Origin of the sequence: Actinomadura sp. KC06, from assembly GCF_004348735.1 — a bacterium.
Lineage (GTDB): Bacteria > Actinomycetota > Actinomycetes > Streptosporangiales > Streptosporangiaceae > Spirillospora.
Window position 1 is genome coordinate 66357 of the sequence record NZ_SMKT01000001.1, and the last position, 18812, is coordinate 85168.

Annotated in this window: 16 protein-coding genes; 8 read left to right on the forward strand and 8 right to left on the reverse strand. The window is 73.8% G+C overall.

The window, feature by feature from the left end:
* Window positions 1-53: 53 nt before the first annotated feature.
* Entirely contained in the window at window positions 54-1331 is a 1278-nt protein-coding gene (locus tag E1287_RS00330; protein WP_243718427.1) for a mechanosensitive ion channel domain-containing protein, read from the forward strand.
* Here E1287_RS00330 and E1287_RS00335 read toward each other — a convergent pair.
* The 4 genes from E1287_RS00335 to E1287_RS00350 form a co-directional block, all read right to left on the reverse strand.
* Window positions 1318-1833, reverse strand: coding sequence for a Rieske (2Fe-2S) protein (locus tag E1287_RS00335; protein ID WP_131962285.1), 516 nt, complete (start codon window positions 1831-1833; stop codon window positions 1318-1320). The genes E1287_RS00330 and E1287_RS00335 overlap by 14 nt on opposite strands.
* A gap of 147 nt (window positions 1834-1980) precedes the next feature.
* Entirely contained in the window at window positions 1981-2385 is a 405-nt protein-coding gene (locus E1287_RS00340) for a Rieske (2Fe-2S) protein (RefSeq protein ID WP_207933935.1), read from the reverse strand.
* Window positions 2386-2772: 387 nt separating this feature from the next.
* Window positions 2773-5610 (reverse strand): excinuclease ABC subunit UvrA, encoded by a 2838-nt coding sequence (uvrA, locus tag E1287_RS00345; protein WP_131962289.1) that lies wholly within the window; start codon window positions 5608-5610, stop codon window positions 2773-2775.
* A 231-nt stretch (window positions 5611-5841) separates the two neighbouring features.
* Window positions 5842-6633, reverse strand: a complete 792-nt coding sequence (locus tag E1287_RS00350) for an MBL fold metallo-hydrolase (protein WP_243718430.1) — start codon at window positions 6631-6633, stop codon at window positions 5842-5844.
* A 74-nt stretch (window positions 6634-6707) separates the two neighbouring features.
* Between E1287_RS00350 and E1287_RS00355 the strand changes: the two genes are divergently transcribed.
* Window positions 6708-7454, forward strand: coding sequence for a maleylpyruvate isomerase family mycothiol-dependent enzyme (locus E1287_RS00355; protein WP_131962293.1), 747 nt, complete (start codon window positions 6708-6710; stop codon window positions 7452-7454).
* A gap of 12 nt (window positions 7455-7466) precedes the next feature.
* On the opposite strand, the gene E1287_RS00360 is transcribed toward E1287_RS00355, so the two are convergent.
* The 3 genes from E1287_RS00360 to E1287_RS00370 form a co-directional block, all read right to left on the reverse strand.
* Window positions 7467-8207, reverse strand: coding sequence for a Crp/Fnr family transcriptional regulator (locus E1287_RS00360; RefSeq protein ID WP_131962295.1), 741 nt, complete (start codon window positions 8205-8207; stop codon window positions 7467-7469).
* 80 nt (window positions 8208-8287) lie between these two features.
* Window positions 8288-12151, reverse strand: a complete 3864-nt coding sequence (locus tag E1287_RS00365) for a tetratricopeptide repeat protein (protein WP_131962297.1) — start codon at window positions 12149-12151, stop codon at window positions 8288-8290.
* A 4-nt stretch (window positions 12152-12155) separates the two neighbouring features.
* Window positions 12156-12650 (reverse strand): hypothetical protein, encoded by a 495-nt coding sequence (locus tag E1287_RS00370; RefSeq protein ID WP_131962299.1) that lies wholly within the window; start codon window positions 12648-12650, stop codon window positions 12156-12158.
* A 202-nt stretch (window positions 12651-12852) separates the two neighbouring features.
* Between E1287_RS00370 and E1287_RS00375 the strand changes: the two genes are divergently transcribed.
* From E1287_RS00375 to E1287_RS00390, 4 genes are all read left to right on the forward strand, one after another.
* Window positions 12853-13518, forward strand: coding sequence for an MBL fold metallo-hydrolase (locus E1287_RS00375; protein WP_131962301.1), 666 nt, complete (start codon window positions 12853-12855; stop codon window positions 13516-13518).
* Between the two features lie 146 nt (window positions 13519-13664).
* Window positions 13665-14240, forward strand: coding sequence for an AAA family ATPase (locus E1287_RS00380; protein ID WP_165968827.1), 576 nt, complete (start codon window positions 13665-13667; stop codon window positions 14238-14240).
* A 91-nt stretch (window positions 14241-14331) separates the two neighbouring features.
* Window positions 14332-15417: an S-(hydroxymethyl)mycothiol dehydrogenase gene (locus E1287_RS00385; RefSeq protein ID WP_131962303.1), complete on the forward strand. Its 1086-nt coding sequence runs from the start codon at window positions 14332-14334 to the stop codon at window positions 15415-15417.
* On the forward strand, window positions 15414-16046 hold the full coding sequence (locus tag E1287_RS00390; RefSeq protein ID WP_243718468.1) for an MBL fold metallo-hydrolase: 633 nt from the start codon (window positions 15414-15416) through the stop codon (window positions 16044-16046). Before E1287_RS00385 ends, E1287_RS00390 begins: the two co-directional genes overlap by 4 nt.
* A 1-nt stretch (window position 16047) precedes the next feature.
* Here the strand turns inward: E1287_RS00390 and E1287_RS00395 are convergent, their stop codons facing one another.
* Entirely contained in the window at window positions 16048-17658 is a 1611-nt protein-coding gene (locus tag E1287_RS00395) for an adenylate/guanylate cyclase domain-containing protein (RefSeq protein ID WP_131962307.1), read from the reverse strand.
* 154 nt (window positions 17659-17812) lie between these two features.
* Here E1287_RS00395 and E1287_RS00400 point away from each other — a divergent pair, with 154 nt between their 5' ends.
* On the forward strand, window positions 17813-18148 hold the full coding sequence (locus E1287_RS00400) for an SPW repeat protein (protein WP_131962309.1): 336 nt from the start codon (window positions 17813-17815) through the stop codon (window positions 18146-18148).
* 70 nt (window positions 18149-18218) lie between these two features.
* On the forward strand, window positions 18219-18797 hold the full coding sequence (locus E1287_RS00405; protein WP_131962311.1) for a TetR/AcrR family transcriptional regulator: 579 nt from the start codon (window positions 18219-18221) through the stop codon (window positions 18795-18797).
* Window positions 18798-18812 lie beyond the last annotated feature (15 nt).

Below are 18812 nucleotides of genomic sequence, written 5' to 3' on the forward strand. Positions count from 1 at the left end.
AAGGGAGGGTCGGACGAGGTTTCCGCGCGCAGCGGGAGGAGGTCGGTTCGAGCGTGTCCGCGTTCGGGTCCTGGATAGTCCTGGCGGCGGTGGTCGCCGCGTCCGTGACCGTCGTCGAGGCGGGGCGGCGCCTGCTGGCGGGACGGCTGTCGACCCGCTGGCCTGGGGCCGGGCTCGCCGCCCGGCGGGTCGCCGCGCCCGCGTTCGCGTTCGCCGCGGTCGTGGGCTGCGGCACGGCGATGCCGTACCGGCTGCTCGGCGACCCGGCCGAGGACGCGGTCCGGCAGGGGGTGCGGATCGCGGCGATCGGCGCGACGACGTGGCTGGTGCTGCGGATCGGCTACGCGCTGAGCGACCCGCCGCTGGAGCGGCTGATGCGGATCGAGGGCGACCGCAACCGGCGGGCCAGGAAGGCCCGCACGCAGATGCTGCTGCTGCGCCGCATCGCGGCCGTGCTGATCGTGGTCCTGGCGCTGGGCGCCGCGCTGTTCACCTTCCCGGGCGTGCGCGCGGTCGGCGCCGGGGTGCTGGCGTCGGCGGGCGTCGCCGGGCTGGTCGTCGGGATCGCGGCGCGGCCGGTGCTGGGCAACCTGCTCGCCGGGCTGCAGCTGGCGTTCAGCGACGCGCTGCGGCTGGACGACGTCGTCGTCGTGCAGGGCGAGTGGGGACGGGTCGAGGAGCTGACCCTGTCCTACGTGGCGCTGCGGCTCTGGGACGACCGGCGGATGATCTTCCCGGTGTCGTACTTCACCGAGCAGCCGTTCGAGAACTGGACCCGGCACTCGTCCCGGCTGCTCGGCTCGGTGGACCTGCACGTCGACTGGTCGGTGCCGATCGAGGAGCTGCGCGCCGAGCTGTACGCGGCGCTCCGCGACAACCCGCTGTGGGACCGGCGCGAGTGGATCCTGCAGGCGGTGGGCGTCCAGCCGAACGGGCTGGTCACGATCCGCGCGATGATGAGCGCGGCGGACTCGGCGAGCACCTGGGACCTGCGCTGCGACGTCCGCGAGCATCTCGTCTCCCACATCCGCGACCGCTACCCCGAGGCGCTCCCCCGCTTCCGCGTCGAACCCCTGGAGACCGCCCTCGACGGCCGCGGCGACGGCGGCCGGGCCGCGCCCGACGGCGGCGGGACCGCCCCCGCGGAAGGCCCCGCCTCCGCAGCGGCCCGCACCGCCCCCGGCGACGCCCGCGCCAGGCCCGGCGATACCCACACGATGCCCGGCGAGGCGCGGAACGCGCCCGGGGACGGCCGGGCGGTCTCCGGCGGCGGCCGGGCCGGCCCCGGCGGGGACGGCCCGGCGCACGCGCCGACGGTCAGGCGAGCATGATCTGCCCGCCCTGAACGTTGATCTTCTTCTCCTCCAAGGGCTCCTCCGCGGGCGGGTTCGCCACCGAGCCGTCCGTGATCTTGAACTTGCTGCCGTGGCAGTGGCAGTTGATCGTGCCGCCGGACACCGACCCGACGGCGCAGCCGCGGTGCGTGCAGGCGGACGAGAACGCCTTGAACTCGCCCTGCGCCGGCTGGCACACCACGACCTTGGCGTCCTTGAAGACCTTGCCGCCGCCGACCGGGATGTCGGCGGCGGCCGCGAGGGCCGTGCCCCCGCCACCGCCGCCGGTCTCCTGGCCGCCGCCGGAGCCGCCGCCCGTGCCGGTGTCCGCCGAGCCGCCCGCGTCGTCGTCGCCGGAGCCGCCGCAGGCCGCCGCCAGCCCGGCGACGCCCGCGAGGCCCGCTCCGACGAGCAGCCCTCTGCGGGTGCCGCCCCCGGCCGCCGTGCCCCCCGGCGCCTGCTCCGCCCCGTCCAGTCGCGTCTCGGACCCCTCTGGCATACTCGCCCTCCGGTGACATCTCGATTCCCGTACGTCACCAGGGAGCACGGATCCGCGGCCGGGATGGTTCAATTCCGAACCAGTTCGGCGGGCGAGGGGCGGCCGCTCGGCGGACGCCGGACCGCACGCTCGGCGGACGCCGGACGGTCAGCTGACGACGATCCCGCCGTCCTTGACCTGCACCGGATACTCCTTCAGCGGCTTGTCGGCCGGGCCGCGCCGCACCGACCCGTCCGCGATCTTGAACTCGCTGCCGTGGCAGTCGCACGTGATCACCCCGTTGGACACCCCGCCCACGGTGCAGCCCTGGTGCGTGCAGACCGCCGTGAACGCCTTGAAGACGCCCTGGCTCGGCTGCGTCACCACGATCTTCTCCGCCGCGTTGACCTTCCCGCCGCCGACCGGGACGTCGGCGGCCTTCGCGACCTCCTTGCCCTTGAGCTCCTGCGCGGACTTCTCCTCGTCGCCGCCGCACCCGACCAGGGCGGCGGCGCCGACGGCCCCGGCCCCGCACAGCACCGTGCGGCGGCCGATCCCCTCTGCGTCAGTCATGGGGTCCATGATCCTGGACGGCGACCCCGGGACCTGCGGCGACCCGCCCACGGGCGGCACTCGGGCGGCGGATGTCCGGGCGGACGGCGGCAGGCGCAGACGATCCCGCCCAGGCGTCCCGGAGGCCCCTCCCCCTTGACCGGGAGGGGTCCCGGAACAGCGGACCGGACCCGCGGCGTCCCTGCCCGCGGGGATCTCCCCGCACGCCGCCGGCCCGGCCGGTCCCGCGTTCGGAGGAGCTCGCGCCGCGGTTCCCCGCGCCCGCGGCGCCGAGGTGGATGCCGTCTCCTGCGGGACGCGCCTTTCAGCGCCTCACCCCACAACACGGCCCCGCCCACCCGGACGGTTCAGCGAACGCGGACGGATTTCCGCCGTGGCCCGAACCGGTCAGGAAAGGATCTTGGCGAGGAACTGGCCGGTGTAGCTGGCCTCCTCGGCGGCGACGTCCTCGGGGGTTCCGGTGGCGACGACGGTGCCGCCGCGGGAGCCGCCCTCGGGGCCCATGTCGACGATCCAGTCGGCGGTCTTGATGACGTCCAGGTTGTGCTCGATGACGATCACCGTGTTGCCCTTGTCGACCAGGCCGTTCAGGACGCCGAGGAGCCTGCGGATGTCCTCGAAGTGCAGGCCCGTGGTCGGCTCGTCCAGGACGTAGATGGTGCGGCCGGTGGAGCGCTTCTGCAGCTCGGACGCCAGCTTGACGCGCTGCGCCTCGCCGCCCGACAGGGTCGGGGCGGGCTGCCCGAGCCGGACGTACCCGAGCCCCACGTCGTTGAGCGTCTTCAGATGCCGGTGGATCGCCGTGACGGGCTCGAAGAACGTCGTGGCCTGCTCGATCGGCATGTCGAGCACCTCGGAGATCGTCTTGCCCTTGTAGTGGACCTCGAGCGTCTCCCGGTTGTAGCGGGCGCCGTGGCAGACCTCGCAGGGGACGTAGACGTCCGGCAGGAAGTTCATCTCGATCTTGATGGTGCCGTCGCCGGAGCAGTTCTCGCAGCGCCCGCCCTTGACGTTGAAGGAGAACCGGCCCGGCTGGTAGCCGCGCACCTTCGCCTCGGTGGTCTGCGCGAACAGCTTGCGGATGTGGTCGAACACGCCGGTGTAGGTCGCCGGGTTGGAGCGCGGGGTGCGCCCGATCGGCGACTGGTCGACGTGGACGACCTTGTCGAGCTGGTCGACGCCGTTGACGCGCTTGTGCTTGCCGGGGACGGTCCTCGCGCCGTTCAGCTTCTTGGCGAGCGCGTTGTAGAGGATGTCGTTGACCAGCGTCGACTTGCCGGAGCCCGACACGCCCGTCACGGCGGTGAGGACGCCGAGCGGGAACGAGACGTCGACGTCGCGCAGGTTGTTCTGCTGGGCGCCCTTGACGGTGACCTCGCGCCCGCGCGTCCGCGGGCGGCGGATCTCCGGGACGGCGATCTCGCGGCGCCCGTCCAGATACGCGCCGGTCAGCGAGCGCTCGGACTTCTTCAGGTCGTCCAGCGTGCCGGACACGACGATCTCGCCGCCGTGCTCCCCGGCGCGGGGGCCGATGTCGACGATCCAGTCGGCGGCGGCGATGGTGTCCTCGTCGTGCTCGACGACGATCAGCGTGTTGCCCATGTCGCGGAGCCGGAGCAGCGTCTCCAGCAGGCGGTGGTTGTCGCGCTGGTGCAGGCCGATGGACGGCTCGTCCAGCACGTACAGGACGCCGACCAGCCCGGAGCCGATCTGCGTGGCCAGCCGGATGCGCTGCGCCTCGCCGCCCGCCAGCGTCGCGGACGCCCGGTCGAGGGTGAGGTAGTCGAGGCCGACGTCCAGCAGGAACCCGAGCCGCGCGTTGATCTCCTTGAGGACGCGCTCGGCGATGTGCGTCTCGCGCTCGCTCAGCTCCATCGCCAGCAGGAACTTCGCGGCCTCGCCGATCGGCATCGCGGCGACCTCGGCGATCGACATCCCGCCCATGGTGACGGCGAGCACGACCGGCTTGAGCCGGGCGCCCTCGCACGTCGGGCACGGGATCTCGCGCATGTAGCCCTCGAACTTCTCCCGGCTGGCGTCGCTCTCGGACTCGGCGTGGCGGCGCTGGATGTACGGGATCACGCCCTCGTAGGACGTGTAGTACGACCTCGTCCGGCCGTAGCGGTTCTTGTAGCGGACGTGGACCTGCGTCTCGTGCCCGTTCAGGATCGCCTTGCGGGCCTTGGCGGGCAGCCGCTCCCACGGCGTGTTGAGGTCGAAGCCCATCGCGTCGCCGAGCGCGGACAGCAGCCGCAGGAAGTAGTCGCTGACGTGCCCGTTCGACCACGGCTGGATCGCGCCCTCGCCGAGGCTGATCTCCACGTCCGGGACGACGAGCTCGGGGTCGACCTCCATGCGGGTACCGAGCCCGGTGCAGTCGGGGCAGGCGCCGTAGGGCGAGTTGAACGAGAACGACCGCGGCTCCAGCTCCTCGAACGACAGGTCGTCGTAAGGGCAGTAGAGGTGCTCGGAGTACATCCGGGTGCGGTGCTCGTCGCCTTCGGGCAGGTCGACGAAGTCGAGGACGATCGTGCCGCCCGCGAGGCCGAGCGCGGTCTCCACCGAGTCGGCGAGCCGCTGCCGGGCCGAGTCCTTCACCGAGAGCCGGTCGACCACGACGGAGATGTCGTGCTTCTCCTGCTTCTTCAGCTTGGGCGGCTCGTCCAGGCGGATCATCTCGCCGTCGACCAGGGCCCGCGAGTAGCCCTTGGACTGCAGCTCGCGGAACAGCTCCAGGTATTCGCCCTTGCGCCCGCGGATCACGGGTGCGAGCACCTGGAAGCGGGTGCCGGACTCCAGCTCCAGCACCCGGTCGACGATCTGCTGCGGCGCCTGCCGGCTGATCGGGCGGCCGCACTCGGGGCAGTGGGGGTGGCCGATCCGGGCGTAGAGGAGCCGCAGGTAGTCGTACACCTCGGTGATCGTGCCGACCGTCGACCGGGGGTTCTTGCTGGTCGATTTCTGGTCGATCGACACCGCCGGGGACAGGCCCTCGATGAAGTCGACGTCGGGCTTGTCCATCTGGCCGAGGAACTGGCGGGCGTAGGCCGACAGCGACTCCACGTACCGGCGCTGGCCCTCCGCGAAGATCGTGTCGAACGCCAGGCTCGACTTCCCGGAACCCGACAGACCGGTGAACACGATCAGGGAGTCCCGCGGGAGGTCGAGCGAGACGTCCTGCAGGTTGTGCTCGCGTGCTCCACGCACGATGAGTCGGTCATGCACGGCGTTCTTCCGGTTCCTCTTCTGGGCGCGGCGATTGGGTTCGGCGATGGGGAGAGACACGTCGGTCTCAAGGCTAGCCAGGGGGTGCGACAGAATCCCCCGAGGCCATAACAGCGGCGGCCGCCGCCGCATTTCACCGTGCTCCCCGCCCGTGCGGTCGGCACTCTCGCACCGTACACGTGTTCGAACACCACCCGCCACCGGAACGCCCGCGCGGGTCGCCCGTGCGACCTACTCGTCGTCGAGGGCGTAGGCGAGGTAGCGGTCGGCGGAGCGGCGGACGGCCTGCTTGCCGTCCGTGTAGACGATCTTCTTCCACCAGGCGCCGTAGACGCGGTCGAAGTCGTAAGGCTCCAGGAGCCGCAGGGCCCGGCGGACGGTGCGGGGACGCTCCGGGATGTAGTTCGGGTACGAGTACATGAAGCTGACCCAGTCGCGGTCGTTGACGACCTGCAGGATGTCGCCGGAGAACACCGCGCGGGCCTCGCGCCAGTGCAGGACCTGCCCGCCGTCGAAGTGCACGCCCGCGTTGACGAGCGTGAGCCCGTCGGCCAGCTCGTGGGTGTCGCCCGTCCAGTGGACGACGGCGTCGTCGGGGCGGGCCACCCAGCGCCGGTCGGCCTCGTGGATGTAGACGGGCGCGTCGAACGCGTGCGCCCACTCGATCATGCTGCCGTAGAAGTGCGGGTGGCTGATCGCGATGGCGGAGATGCCGCCGAGCTCGGTGACCTGGCGGATCAGGTCGTCGTCGATGTAGGTGATCGCGTCCCACAGGACGTTGCCGGACGGCGCGCGCAGCAGCAGGGCGCGCTGGCCGATGGCGGTGGCCGGCTCGCAGCCGATCCCGACGACGTCCGGGCCCTCCTCGGCGACCCTTCCGCGGTGGCCGGCGCGCAGCTCCTCCAGGGTCGTCCAGCGCTGGCCGTCCCAGCCGACGTACTGGCGCTCGTCCTCGCAGATCGGGCAGTCGGGGCGCGGTCCGGCGTACTGGACGCCGCAGGTCAGGCAGATCGGAAGCTCCATGATCGCCATTGTGTGACACGGGGCGGAGGCGTGCGACAGGATGGAGGCCCTTTTCGGGGCTAGGGAGGGTTCTCATGACGTGGCGCGAGGTCATCGACGAGCTGGATCCGGGCATGGAACGGATCATCGGGACGCTGTCCGGGCTCAGCGACCAGGACCTGCGGGCCCCGTCGGCGCTGCCGGGGTGGAGCCGCGGCCATGTGGCGACCCACATCGCCCGCAACGCCGACTCGCTGTGGAACCTGCTCGAATGGGCGCGGACGGGCGTGGAGATCCCGCAGTACCCGAGCATGGACGTCCGCAACGCCGACCTGGAGGCGGGCGCCGGGCGCGGCCGCGACGAGCTGATCGAGGACGTCCGCGCGACGGCGGCCCGGTTCGCCGAGCAGGCGCGGACGATGCCCGAGGACGCCTGGAACGTGCGGGTGAGCGCGATGCAGGGCTGGCCGCATCCGGCCTGGTTCACGCTGTACCGGCGCTGGCACGAGGTGGAGGCGCACCACGTCGACCTCGCCGCCGGGTACGGGCCCGCCGACTGGCCCGAGTCCTACGTCCGGTGGGCGCTCGGCAGGACGCTGACGGACATGGCCGCGCTGCCGGAGAAGCTGCGCGGCGAGCTCGCCGGGCACCGGCTCACCGCGACCGACTCCGGCGAGTCCGCCGACCTGGGCTGGGCGCCGGGCGGGCCGGAGGCGTCGGGGTCGGGGCGGGCGCTGCTCGGCTGGCTGAGCGGCCGCTCGGACGGCGCCGGGGTGACGATCCGTCCGGACGGGCCGCTGCCGGCGCCGCCGCCGTGGCCCCACGAGACCACCGGTTTCTGACCCCGGCGGGCCTCAGTCGGTGTCGTGGCCCGCGAGGCGGTGCAGGGCGTCGACGGAGCGGACGACGATCGAGTTGCGGGCCACGGTGAGCCCGCCGCGGACGGGCTCCGCCGCGAGGATCTGCGCGACCTTCCGGCGGCCCATGCCCGCCCAGCGGCCGAGGTCCTGCTGGGAGACCGGGACCTTGACCTGGACGCCGCCCCCGTCCACCACGGCGTCCGGCTCCCCGGCCGCGCCGAGGGGGGCGGCGGCGCCGTCCGGGCGGTCCTCCTTGACCGGGGAGCCGAAGCGCGCCACCAGGCGCAGCAGCCGCGTCGCGAGGCGCCGCTCGGGGTCGTCGGGGAAGTGGGCGACGCGCATGTCGTTGGAGTCGCGAAGCCGCTCGGACAGGACGGCGGCGACCGCCCACACCGAGCCGGGATGCGCGTCGAGGACGGTCCGGAACCGCCCGGCGGGCAGCACGAGCGCCTCCACGCGGGTCATCGCCTCGACGTTGGCGTGCCGGACGCCGCCGTCCACGGCCTCCATCTCCCCGACGAGGTCGCCGGGGCCGAGGACGTCCAGGATGGCCATGTCGCCGTCGCGGTCCACCCATACCTTGACGGCTCCGGCGCGCAGCACGAAGACCTGGGACGCGCGGGTGTGCTCGCGCATGAGGAACGCGCCCGGCCTGATCACCACCGGGGCGCCGGCCCGCAGCAGCGCCTCCCGGGCGCGCGCGGGCAGCACGTCCCAGAACCGGGTGGTCTCCATCTCGCCTCCTCCGCCGAACCCGCGCGCGGTCCGTCACGGTCCAGTGAACGCGGCGCTGCGTCGATGGACTAGGTCTTATGTCACATGTCGAGTGATCGATCCGATTCGAGCCAGCTGTCGAGGGCGCGGACGCGGCGGACGCAGTCGGCCGCCGCGGCCTGGTCGCCGAGCGCGAGCTGGCAGTCGCGGAGCAGTTCCAGCGCCCGCCGCAGGCCCCGCTGGTCGTCCATGTCGCGGCGGATGACGATCTCGGCGTTGACGTGCTCGGCGGCGCGGGCGTGCTTGCCGAGCAGCTGCGACGCGCGGGCCATGGTGTGCAGCGCGTACGCCTGCTCGCGGGTGTCGCCGAGCTCGGTCGCCAGGTCGAGGGCGCGCCGCCCGGTCTCCAGGGCCTCGTCGGCGTGGCCGAGGTCGAGGTGGATCACGGCGAGGTGGACCAGCGCGGTGCCCTCGGAGTGCCGGTCGCCGACCTCGCGGAGGTACTGCAGCGCCTCCAGCTCCCGTTCGAGGGCCTCCTCGGGTCGTCCGGCGCGGCGGAGCACGGCGGCGAGGGTGTCCATGCCGACGCCGAGGCCGTACCAGTCGCCGCCGTCCTCGCGGATCTTCAGCGCCTGCCGCGCGGCGCGCTCGGCGTCCGCGGGCAGGCCGAGGTGGGAGTAGGTGCGGGCGAGGCTGCCGAGCGTCCCGGCCAGCCCGCCCTGGGCGCCGAGCTGGTGCCACAGGTCCAGGGCCTCCAGGCCGAGGACGAACGCCTCCTGGTGGCGGCTGAGGCGGCGCATGACCACCGACAGGTGCTCCAGGTCGTGGGCCTCGCCGTGCTGATCGCCGATCTCGCGGCGGATCTCCACCGCGCGCAGCAAGTGCTCGCGCGCCTCCCGGTACCGGCCGAGCCGCCAGTGGACGATCCCGATCTGCGCGAGCGCCTCCGCCTCGCCGTGCCGGTCGCTGGTGTCGCGGTGCAGGCGCAGCGCCTGCCCGCAGTAGGTGAACGCCTCGGCGAACCTGGTGGCGTCGCACATGAGCATGCCGAGCGTGGTCAGCGTGCGGGCCTCGCCGTGGCGCGCGCCCAGGGCGCGGTAGGTGCGCAGGGCCTGTTCGGCGTCCTGCTGCGCCATGTCGCGCAGGCCGAGCGCGGCGTTCATGCGCGCCAGCTCCGTCAGCGCCTGCGCGGCGCCGTGCATGTCGGCGAGTTCCTGCCGGATGTAGAGGGCCTCCAGCGCGTGCGACACCGCCTCGTGGACGTTCCCCTGCCGCCGATGGACCTGCGCGACGGTGAGCAGCGTCTCCGCCACGCCCGGCTGGTCGTCCACCCGGCGCCGCACGCGCAGCGCCTTGCCCGCGTGGTCGAGGGCCTTCTCGTAGTCGCCGAGGCCCAGGTGGGCGCGGGCGAGCGTGTCGTGGCCCTTGGCGACTCCGCCGTCGCCGAGGTCTCCGCCTTCGTCCCGCAGCTTCTCGTGGATGTTCAGGGAGCGGCGCGCGTGCTGGATCGCCGTCAGGTAGCGGCCGAGCGCCACGTGCACGTCGGCGAGGGTCGCGAGGGTGACCGCCTCCCCGTACCGGTCGGGCGGGTCGACGGCACGGAACCCGCGCCGCGCGTCCTCCCCGTACCCGATGGCCTGGACGGACCCGCCCAGCTCGAACTGCGCCATCGCCAGGTTGTGCAGCATGACGGCCGCCGCCGCCCAGTCCTCCTCGGTGCGGGCCGCGTGCAGGCCCGCCTGGTGGACGGCGATGTTGTCCTCCGTGTAGCGCCGGAACTCCTGGAAGTCGAACAGGGCGTCCGCGAGCTCCCAGCACGTCCGGTGCAGGCCCAGCCGGGCGGCCTGGTGGACGGCGGCGACGAGGTTGCGCCGCTCGGACTCGAACCAGGCGAGCCCGGCCGCGCGGTCGGCGGCGGTGGCCGGACGGCTCCGCGCCTCCCTCCGGTGCACCGCCGGACGTGGCCGCATCGCCAGCGCCGCCCCTGCCCCGCGCGCCTCGGCGAGGTAGCCGGCGAGCAGCCGCCGCTGCGCCGCCATCAGCTCGCCGTCGGAGTCCTCCCGCAGGCCGCGCTGGCGGGCGAAGTCGCGCAGCAGTTCGTGCATCCGGTAGCGGCCCGGACGGACGTCGTGGACGAGGTACGCCTGCCGGAGCCCCTCCAGGCATTCGCGGGCTTCATCGACCGTCCGGTCCTGGAGGGCGGCGAGCGCGGCGGGGGTGAAGTCGGGGCCGGTGATGAGGCCGAGCCTGCGGAACGCCTCCCGCTGGTCGCTGCGCAGGCTGCGGTAGGCGACGTCGAACGTCGGGCTGAGGACGGCCTGCAGCCCCGGCCCGGACGAGCCGTGCGACGCGCCCTCGCTCAGCCCGCCCCCCGTCAGGCCCGGCCCGTAGGGGGGCGCGTCCTTCGCGTCCCGCTCGGCCAGCTGCCGGACGGTCGCGGCGATGGACTCGCCGGGGTTCTCGGCCAGCCGTCCCGCCATGACGCCGAGCGCCAGCGGCAGGTGCCCGCATTCGCCGGCGAGCCGCACGACGGCCTTGTGCTCGTCCCGGACGCGGGCGTCCCCCGGCCCGAGGACGTTGGAGATCAGGTCGACGGCCTCCTGCGTCGCCATCTCCCGCAGCTCCAGCGTCCGGATGTCGGCGCCTTCGAGCAGGTCGGGCAGCCGCCGCCGGCTCGTCACGACGACCAGCCCGGACGTCGCCGCGGCCAGCAGCGGCCTGATCTGCTCGGGCCGCGAGGCGTTGTCGAGGATCAGCAGCATCCGCCGGTCGGCCAGGAGCGAGCGGCACTGCGCCGCCAGCTCGGCCTCCGTCCGCGGGAGCTGGTCGCCGGGCACGCCCGCCGCGCGCAGCACCTGCCCCATCGCCTCCGCGGGGGTGACGGGGCTGCGGCGTGTGCCGCGCAGGTCGGCGAACAGGACGCCGTCCGGGAACCGGTCGACGACGCGGTGCGCCCAGTGCAGCGCGAGCGTGGTCTTGCCGACCCCGGCCATCCCCTGGACGATCACCGCGCGCGGCCACTCCGACTGGCCGACCAGCAGGTCGAGCTTCCCCAGGCTGATCGCGCGGCCCGCGAAGTACGGGTTGTCGGCGGGCAGCAGAACCTGCGGCGACCCGCCGCCCTCCAGGCGCACCGGCTCGCGCGCCGCGATCCCGGCGGCGGCCTCGGTCTCCGGCTCGCGCGCGGGCTCGCGTTCCACGGCGGGCCACTCGTCCCCCCATGGGCTCGCGGCCCGGCGCAGCCGTTCGGTGTCGAGGACGGTCAGCGGCCGCGGCCTGCGGTCGAGGATCCCCCTGGACCGCCACAGCCGGAACCACCGCACCAGCGTCTCGCGCGAGATCCCCGCCCAGTTCGCCAGCTCCGCCTGGCTGAGCTTCAGCGGGATCCGCGTCCCCTGGCCGCCGGGGGCGGGCTCGCCGAACCGGTGGGCCAGCTCCAGCAGGTGGTAGGCGAGCCGCTGCGGATGGTCGGCCGCCCGCACCGCGTGCCGCCGCCCGCCGAACGTGACGCTCTCGGAGATCGCGTGCATCATCGCCTCGGCGACCTGCGGGCTGGCGGCCAGCAGGCTGCGGAACTTGCGGCGGTCCACCCGCAGCGCCGCGACGTGGTCGAGCGCGGCGACCGTCCCGCGCTGCGGATGCCCCCAGGGGCCGAGGACGCCGACGAGGTCCCCGGCCCCGAACAGATCGATGATCGACTCGTCGCCGTCGCTGGAGTCCACGAACTCCTTGGCGACGGCGTTGCTGGCGGCGCGCGGCGACGCCTTGAACACCACGTACACGGCGGGCGCGACCGACCCCTGGTGGCACAGCATCCCGCCGGGCGGGATGTCGGTGCGGCGGCCCATGGCGCGCAGGGCCTGCCGGTCGGTCGGGGTCAGCCGCTCCCAGAAGCTGCCCGGACGGACGTCCAGGCTGAAGCGGGGAGCGGGGGGAGTCCCCCCGGCGGGAACGTCGTCGGTCACCCGGTCACCCTCCCGTCATCGCCGCCGCCATCGTCCAGAACAGGAACAGCACCGAGGTCGCCGCCGCCCACGCGACGGCCTGCCAGGACAGCTCGCCGCAGCGGTGCGCCGCCGACAGCAGCCGCCGCAGCTCCGCGTCCCGGACCCGGCCGTCCAGCGCGGCCGCCGACCCGAACGGCGTCCACGGTACGCCCGGGTCGACCGGCGAGCCGGTGCGGCCGCGGACGCCGGCGAGCACCGACACCAGCGTCCGCCGCGACCGGATCGCGTAGGAGGCCGAGACGGCGAACGCCGCGGCCACCACCGGGAGCAGCGCGAGCGCCGCCGGACCCGGCGGTCCGGCCGCCAGCCGGGACACGGTCCCCACCAGGACCAGGGCGAGGAACACCGCCGCGACGGCGGAGTCCCGGCCGCAGAGCCGGACCAGCGTACAGGCGTGCTGGAGGAGGTCCTCCGGCGTCTCCTTGTCCGGCGGTCCGGGACGGAACGCGGTAACCAACCTTCACCGTCCTCACCAGTGGACACGATCTTCCACTGACCATCTTGCGGCGGCAAGACGGAAACGTCCGTCCGCGAGCGCACGGTTCGGCTGGGTCTGGCGACTCATTCGCGGCCTGGAGGGACCGGGAGGTCGCCACGGCCGATGATGGAAGGCCGATGATGGAAGATGGTCATCGCAACCACCGACGGGAAGGACCCCCATGACCTACACCGGGAACGTCGACGTCGGCGGCCGGCCCGACGTGCGGGAGCTGCCCGGGCTCACGGTCACGAAGGTGGCGGTCGGCCCCTACGACAACAACGCCTACATCCTGCGCTGCACCGCGACCGGCGAGCAGCTGCTGATCGACGCGGCCAACGAGGCGTCCCGGCTACTGGAGCTGATCGGCGACGGGCCCCTGGCGCGGATCGTCACCACGCACCGCCACCAGGACCACTGGATGGCGCTGAGCGAGGTGGTGCGCGCCACGAGCGCCCCCGTCGTCGCGCATCCCCGCGACGCCGAGCCGCTGCCCGAGCCCGTCGCCGAGCCCGTCGAGCAGGGCGACACCGTCCGGGTGGGACGCGCGACGCTCGACGTCATCCACCTGCGCGGCCACACGCCCGGCTCGATCGCGCTGCTGTACGACGCCGGCGGCGAGCTGGCCGAGCGCCCGCACCTGTTCACCGGCGATAGCCTGTTTCCCGGCGGCGTGGGTAACACCTGGGGCGACCCGACACGCTTCAAGCAGCTGCTCTCGGACGTCGAGGAGCGCGTCTTCGACCGGCTCCCGGACGCCACCTGGTTCTATCCCGGCCACGGCAAGGACTCGACGCTCGGCCGCGAACGTCCCTCGCTGCCGGAATGGCGCTCCCGCGGCTGGTGATCGGAGGCCGATGATCGGACCGGTTCCCGAGGGCCGGTGATCCCCGCGTCCCGGACGGAACAAGCGCTCGTGAGCGTTCGTTGCTCCAACCACACCTCGGGCCGAGAAAGCCGATACGGGAGACGACCATCCACGAACTCCAAGCGGTGGATCCGGGACCCGTCCTGTGCTACCCGGCGGGATCCCTGGTGCTCGTCGCCGGGCTCCCCGGAGCCGGCAAGACCACCCTGCTCGACCGCCTCTACGGCCTGCGCGGCGACGAGACGGCCCCCGTCCCCGCGGGCGACGTCCGCGTGATCGACTCCCGCCAGGCGCGCAACTGGTGGGCGCGGATCCTGCGCCCCCTGCCCGGCCGGCTGCGGACCCCGCTGATCCACTCCACGCACGTGTGGCGGATCGGGCGCGCCATCGTCGCGGGCCACGGCGTCGTCGCGCACACGCGCGGGACCTGGCCGCACATCCTGCACCTCTTCGCGTGGCTGGCCCGCCGGCGCGGCCACCGGCTGCACCTCATCCTCCTCGACGTCGACCCGAAGACGGCCCGCGCCGGGCAGGTCGCCCGCGGCCGCGTCGTGACCGCCGCCACGTTCGCCCGCCACTGCCGCCGCTGGTACCCCTTGGTCGACCGCGCCCGAGGCGGCGAGCCGCTGCCGCCCGCGACCGGCGTCACCGTCCTCGACCGCGACGCCGCCGACCGGCTCAAGACCATCCACTTCGTCTGACGCGGGCCCGGCGGTCCGCCCCGCTCGACGCGACCGCCCCCGCGACGGGATATACAAGGTCGTGGGACACCGAGACGACGGGAGCGGGAGCATGGCGCAGCAGGTACGCGGGGTCGTCGCACCGGGCAAGGGGCAGCCGGTGCGGATCGAGACGATCAACGTCCCGGACCCCGAGCCCGGGGAAGCGGTCGTCGCGGTCCAGGCGTGCGGGGTCTGCCACACCGACCTGCACTACCGCGAGGGCGGGATCAACGACGAGTTCCCGTTCCTGCTCGGGCATGAGGCCGCCGGGGTGGTCGAGTCCGTCGGCGCCGGCGTGACCGAGGTCGAGCCCGGCGACTTCGTGGTGCTGAACTGGCGGGCGGTGTGCGGCCAGTGCCGCGCCTGCCTGCGCGGACGTCCCTGGTACTGCTTCAACACGCACAACGCGGCGCAGAAGATGACGCTGGAGGACGGCACCGAGCTGTCCCCCGCGCTCGGCATCGGCGCGTTCGCCGACAAGACGCTCCTCGCCGCCGGGCAGTGCACGAAGGTCGACCCGGCGGCGAAGGCGCAGGTGGCCGGGCTGCTCGGCTGCGGCGTGATGGCGGGGCTCGGCGCGGCGATCAACACCGGCGGGGTCGGGCGGGGCGACTCGGTCGCGGTCATCGGATGCGGCGGCGTCGGCTCGGCGGCCGTGCTCGGCGCCCGGCTGGCGGGCGCGGCGACCATCATCGCGGTGGACCTGGACGCGCGGAAGCTCGCCACCGCGTCCTCGCTCGGCGCGACGCACACCGTCAACGGCAAGGACGAGGACGTCGTCGAGACCGTCAGGGAGCTGACCGGCGGGTTCGGCGCGGACGTCGTGATCGACGCGGTCGGCCGTCCGGAGACCTACGAGCAGGCGTTCTACGCCCGCGACCTGGCCGGGACGGTCGTGCTCGTCGGCGTCCCGACCCCGGAGATGCGGCTGGACCTGCCGCTGCTGGACGTGTTCGGGCGCGGCGGCTCGCTGAAGTCGTCCTGGTACGGCGACTGCCTGCCCTCGCGCGACTTCCCCATGCTCATCGACCTCTACCTGCAGGGACGCCTCGACCTGGACGCGTTCGTGTCCGAGACGATCCCGCTCGACGCCGTCGAGGCCGCGTTCGAGAAGATGCACCACGGCGACGTGCTGCGCTCGGTGGTGGTGCTCTGATGCCGGCCCTCGTCGAGCACCTCGTCACGTCCGGGACGTTCTCGCTGGACGGCGGCACCTGGGACGTCGACAACAACGTCTGGATCGTCGGCGACGACAGCGAGGCGATCGTGATCGACGCCGCGCACGACGCCGGCGCGATCGCGGCGGTGCTCGGCGGGCGGCGGCTCGTGGCGATCGTGTCCACGCACGGGCACGACGATCACATAGACGCGGCGCCCGCGCTGAGGGATCTCACGGGCGCGCCGGTCCTGCTGCACCCGGACGACCTGATGCTGTGGAAGCAGAAGCATCCGGACGCGTCCCCCGACGGCGACCTGTCCGACGGCCAGGTCATCACGGTCGCCGGGACGGACCTGACCGTCCTGCACACGCCCGGCCACAGCCCCGGCGCGGTCTGCCTGCACGCGCCCGCGCTCGGCACGGTCTTCTCCGGCGACACGCTGTTCAACGGCGGCCCGGGCGCGACGGGCCGCTCGTTCTCCGACTTCCCGACGATCATCACGTCGATCCGGGAACGGCTCCTGACCCTGCCCGAAGAGACCGAGGTGCGGACGGGCCACGGCGACTCCACCACCATCGGCGCCGAGGCCCCGCACCTGGACGAGTGGATAGCCCGAGGCCACTGACCTAGGGCGCGGCGCGCTCGGCCGGACGCGGCGACGCCCGGCGAGGCGACGCCAGCCGCGTGGCCCGCGTCCGTCCCCGCAGGGTGACCTCCTCGCCGAGCGACCAGTGGGCGGCCTCGTCCGGGCCGGCGCGGTCGACGAGCGACCCGGCAGCCAGCACCCGCTCCTCGGTGCCCTTGGCGAGGTCGGTGAGGCGGGCGGCCTCGTTCACCGGGTCGCCGATCACGGTGTACTCGAAGCGCTCCTCGGCGCCGATGTGCCCGGCGACGGCCTCGCCCGCGGACACGCCGATCGCGGCCCGCAGCGCGGGCACGTCGCCGCGGAGCCGGCGGGCCAGCTCGCGGGACGCGGCGAGCGCGCGGCCGTGCGCGCCGTCCAGGTCGAGCGGCGCCCCGAAGATCGCGAGCGCGGCGTCGCCCTCGAACTTGTTGATCCAGCCGCCGTGCGCGCCGATGACCTCGACGACCACGGCGAAGAAGTCGTTCAGCAGCCGGACGACCTCGCCCGGCGGGCGGTCGGCGGCGAGCCGGGTGGAGCCGAGGATGTCCACGAACACGACCGCGACCTCGCGCAGCTCGCCGCGGAGGTCGATGCCGCGCTCGACGGCGACGCGGGCGACGTCGGCGCCGACCTGGCGGCCGAACAGGTCCTGGAGGCGCTCGTGCTCGCGCAGCCCGGCGGCCATGTGGTTGAACCCGGCCTGCAGGAGGCCGACCTCGCTGGCGTCGTAGACGGGCACCTCGACGTCCAGGTCCCCGCTCCGCACCCGGGCCAGGCCGAGCCGGACGGACTCGACGGGGTCGGCGATGGCGCGGGCGGCGCCGTAGGTGACGCCGAGGCCGACGACCAGGGCGGTGCCGCCGAGCGCGAGGACGGCGAACGCGAAGTCCCGGACGGTGACCCGGGCGATGAGGAACGACCCGACCGCCAGCGTGATCAGCCCGAGGATGGGGACGGCCGTGCCGAGCCCCCAGGCCAGCACGGAGCGCGCCACGACGCCTGGCAGGCCGGTGCGGCGCGGCGGTTCGTTGCGCAGCGCGGTGGTCACCGCGCGGCGGAGCAGGCGTTCGGTCAGCAGGTAGACGACCGTGCAGGTGGTGAGGCCGCCGAGCAGGCTCGTCAGGCCGAGCTTGACGGCGAGGAGCCCGGAGAACGGCGCGTTGATGACGACCCAGCCGACCGTCCCGATGCCCCACAAGGTCAGGTGGACCGACATCAGCCGCAGCGGCCCGTACAGCAGCAGCGAGCGCTCGTGCCGGTCGGGTTCCTCGTGCCGTTCGACGAGGCGGCGGACGCGGCGGAAGAAGCGCTCGCCGAGCAGGAGCCCGACGGGCATCGCGGCGGCGACGTAGGCGATGAAGACGACCAGGTTGATGAGCCGGAGCCGGTCGGAGACGTCGCCCACGGGGTCGGGGACGAGGACGGCGAACGCCAGCACGACCAGGGCGCCGACGAGGTTGGCGAGCCCGGTGGCGATCGTCACCAGGATCCGGGCGCGGCGCGCGATCCGCGCGCGCGAGTCGCCGGGGCCGCCGTCGATCAGCCGCCAGAGGGGGCCGAAGGGCGTCCGCCTGGGCCGCGGTGGCGTCGGCTCCGCCGTGTCGGTCTCCATGAGCGTGCAGATTAGCCGGTGATATCCGTATATCTCCCGGTCCCGACGCCGTCACCTCGGGGACGCCCTGGTCACGCCGCCACGGAAGATTGACCGGTCGGTCAGTCAGGGAACGAACAGGGGCGAGAGTATCCCGACCCGCGGAGGTGGCCGAATGCAGAAGTTCGCGTGGCAGGACGGGGTGGCCTTCCTGGCCGGCCTCGTCGCCCTCCTGGCCCCGGAGCTGTGGGGCGACAACGCCGGTCAGCAGCCGCTCATGGTGCTCGGCGCGCTGCTGGCCATGGCCGGCCTCTACGCGCTGCTCGGCAGCGCGGGCCCCACGGCCTGGACGGCGACCGCGTTCGCACTGCTGATCTTCGTCTCGCCGTGGGCGTTCGGCTTCGACGGCTCGGACGCCGCCGCGTGGACGGCGTGGATCACGGGCGGTGTCGCTACTATCGTCGGCGTGTGGGGAGCCACCCAGGCGCGCGGCGGCGAGGCCGCGGCCTGATCGAGACTCCGGGACGGTCCCGGGCGCGCCCGCGCCCGGGACCGCTCGGGCGTGCGGGGGGACGGTGCCGATGAGCGAGCCGACGGCCGATTCCCGGACCCGCATCCTGGACGCCGCCGAGGCCCTGTTCGCCGACCGCGGCTACGAGGCCAGCTCGACCGCGCGGATCGCCGGGCACGCGAACGTCCCGAAGGGCCTGGTGTTCCACTACTTCCCGCAGAAGATCGACGTCCTGGTGGCGCTGGTCGACGAGCGGACGTTCGTCGAGGAACTGCCCGACGGCCCGGACGCGCCCGGCGCGCTGGTCGAGGCCGTCCCGGGCGACCCGGCGGGCACGCTGTCGCGGCTGGCCCGGCGCCTGCCCCTGCACGCCTCCCCCGCGATGCGCCGCATCCTGTTCCGCGAGGCCGACACGCACAAGTCCGTCCGGGAGCGGCTCGGGCGGCTCAACTCCGAGGTGTTCCTGCGGGCCCGCCGCGCGCTGGAGCTGGCCCATCCCGGCGCACGCGGCGACCAGGCACGCCTGGAGGCGGCCGCGGCCACGTTCACCGCCGTCCTGATCTACCAGGAGAACCTCGCGGGGCTCACCGGCCAGCACATCGATCCCGACGCCGTCGCCGAGCTGATCGTCCGCGCCCTCGGCACCTAGCGCGCCGGGAGGGGC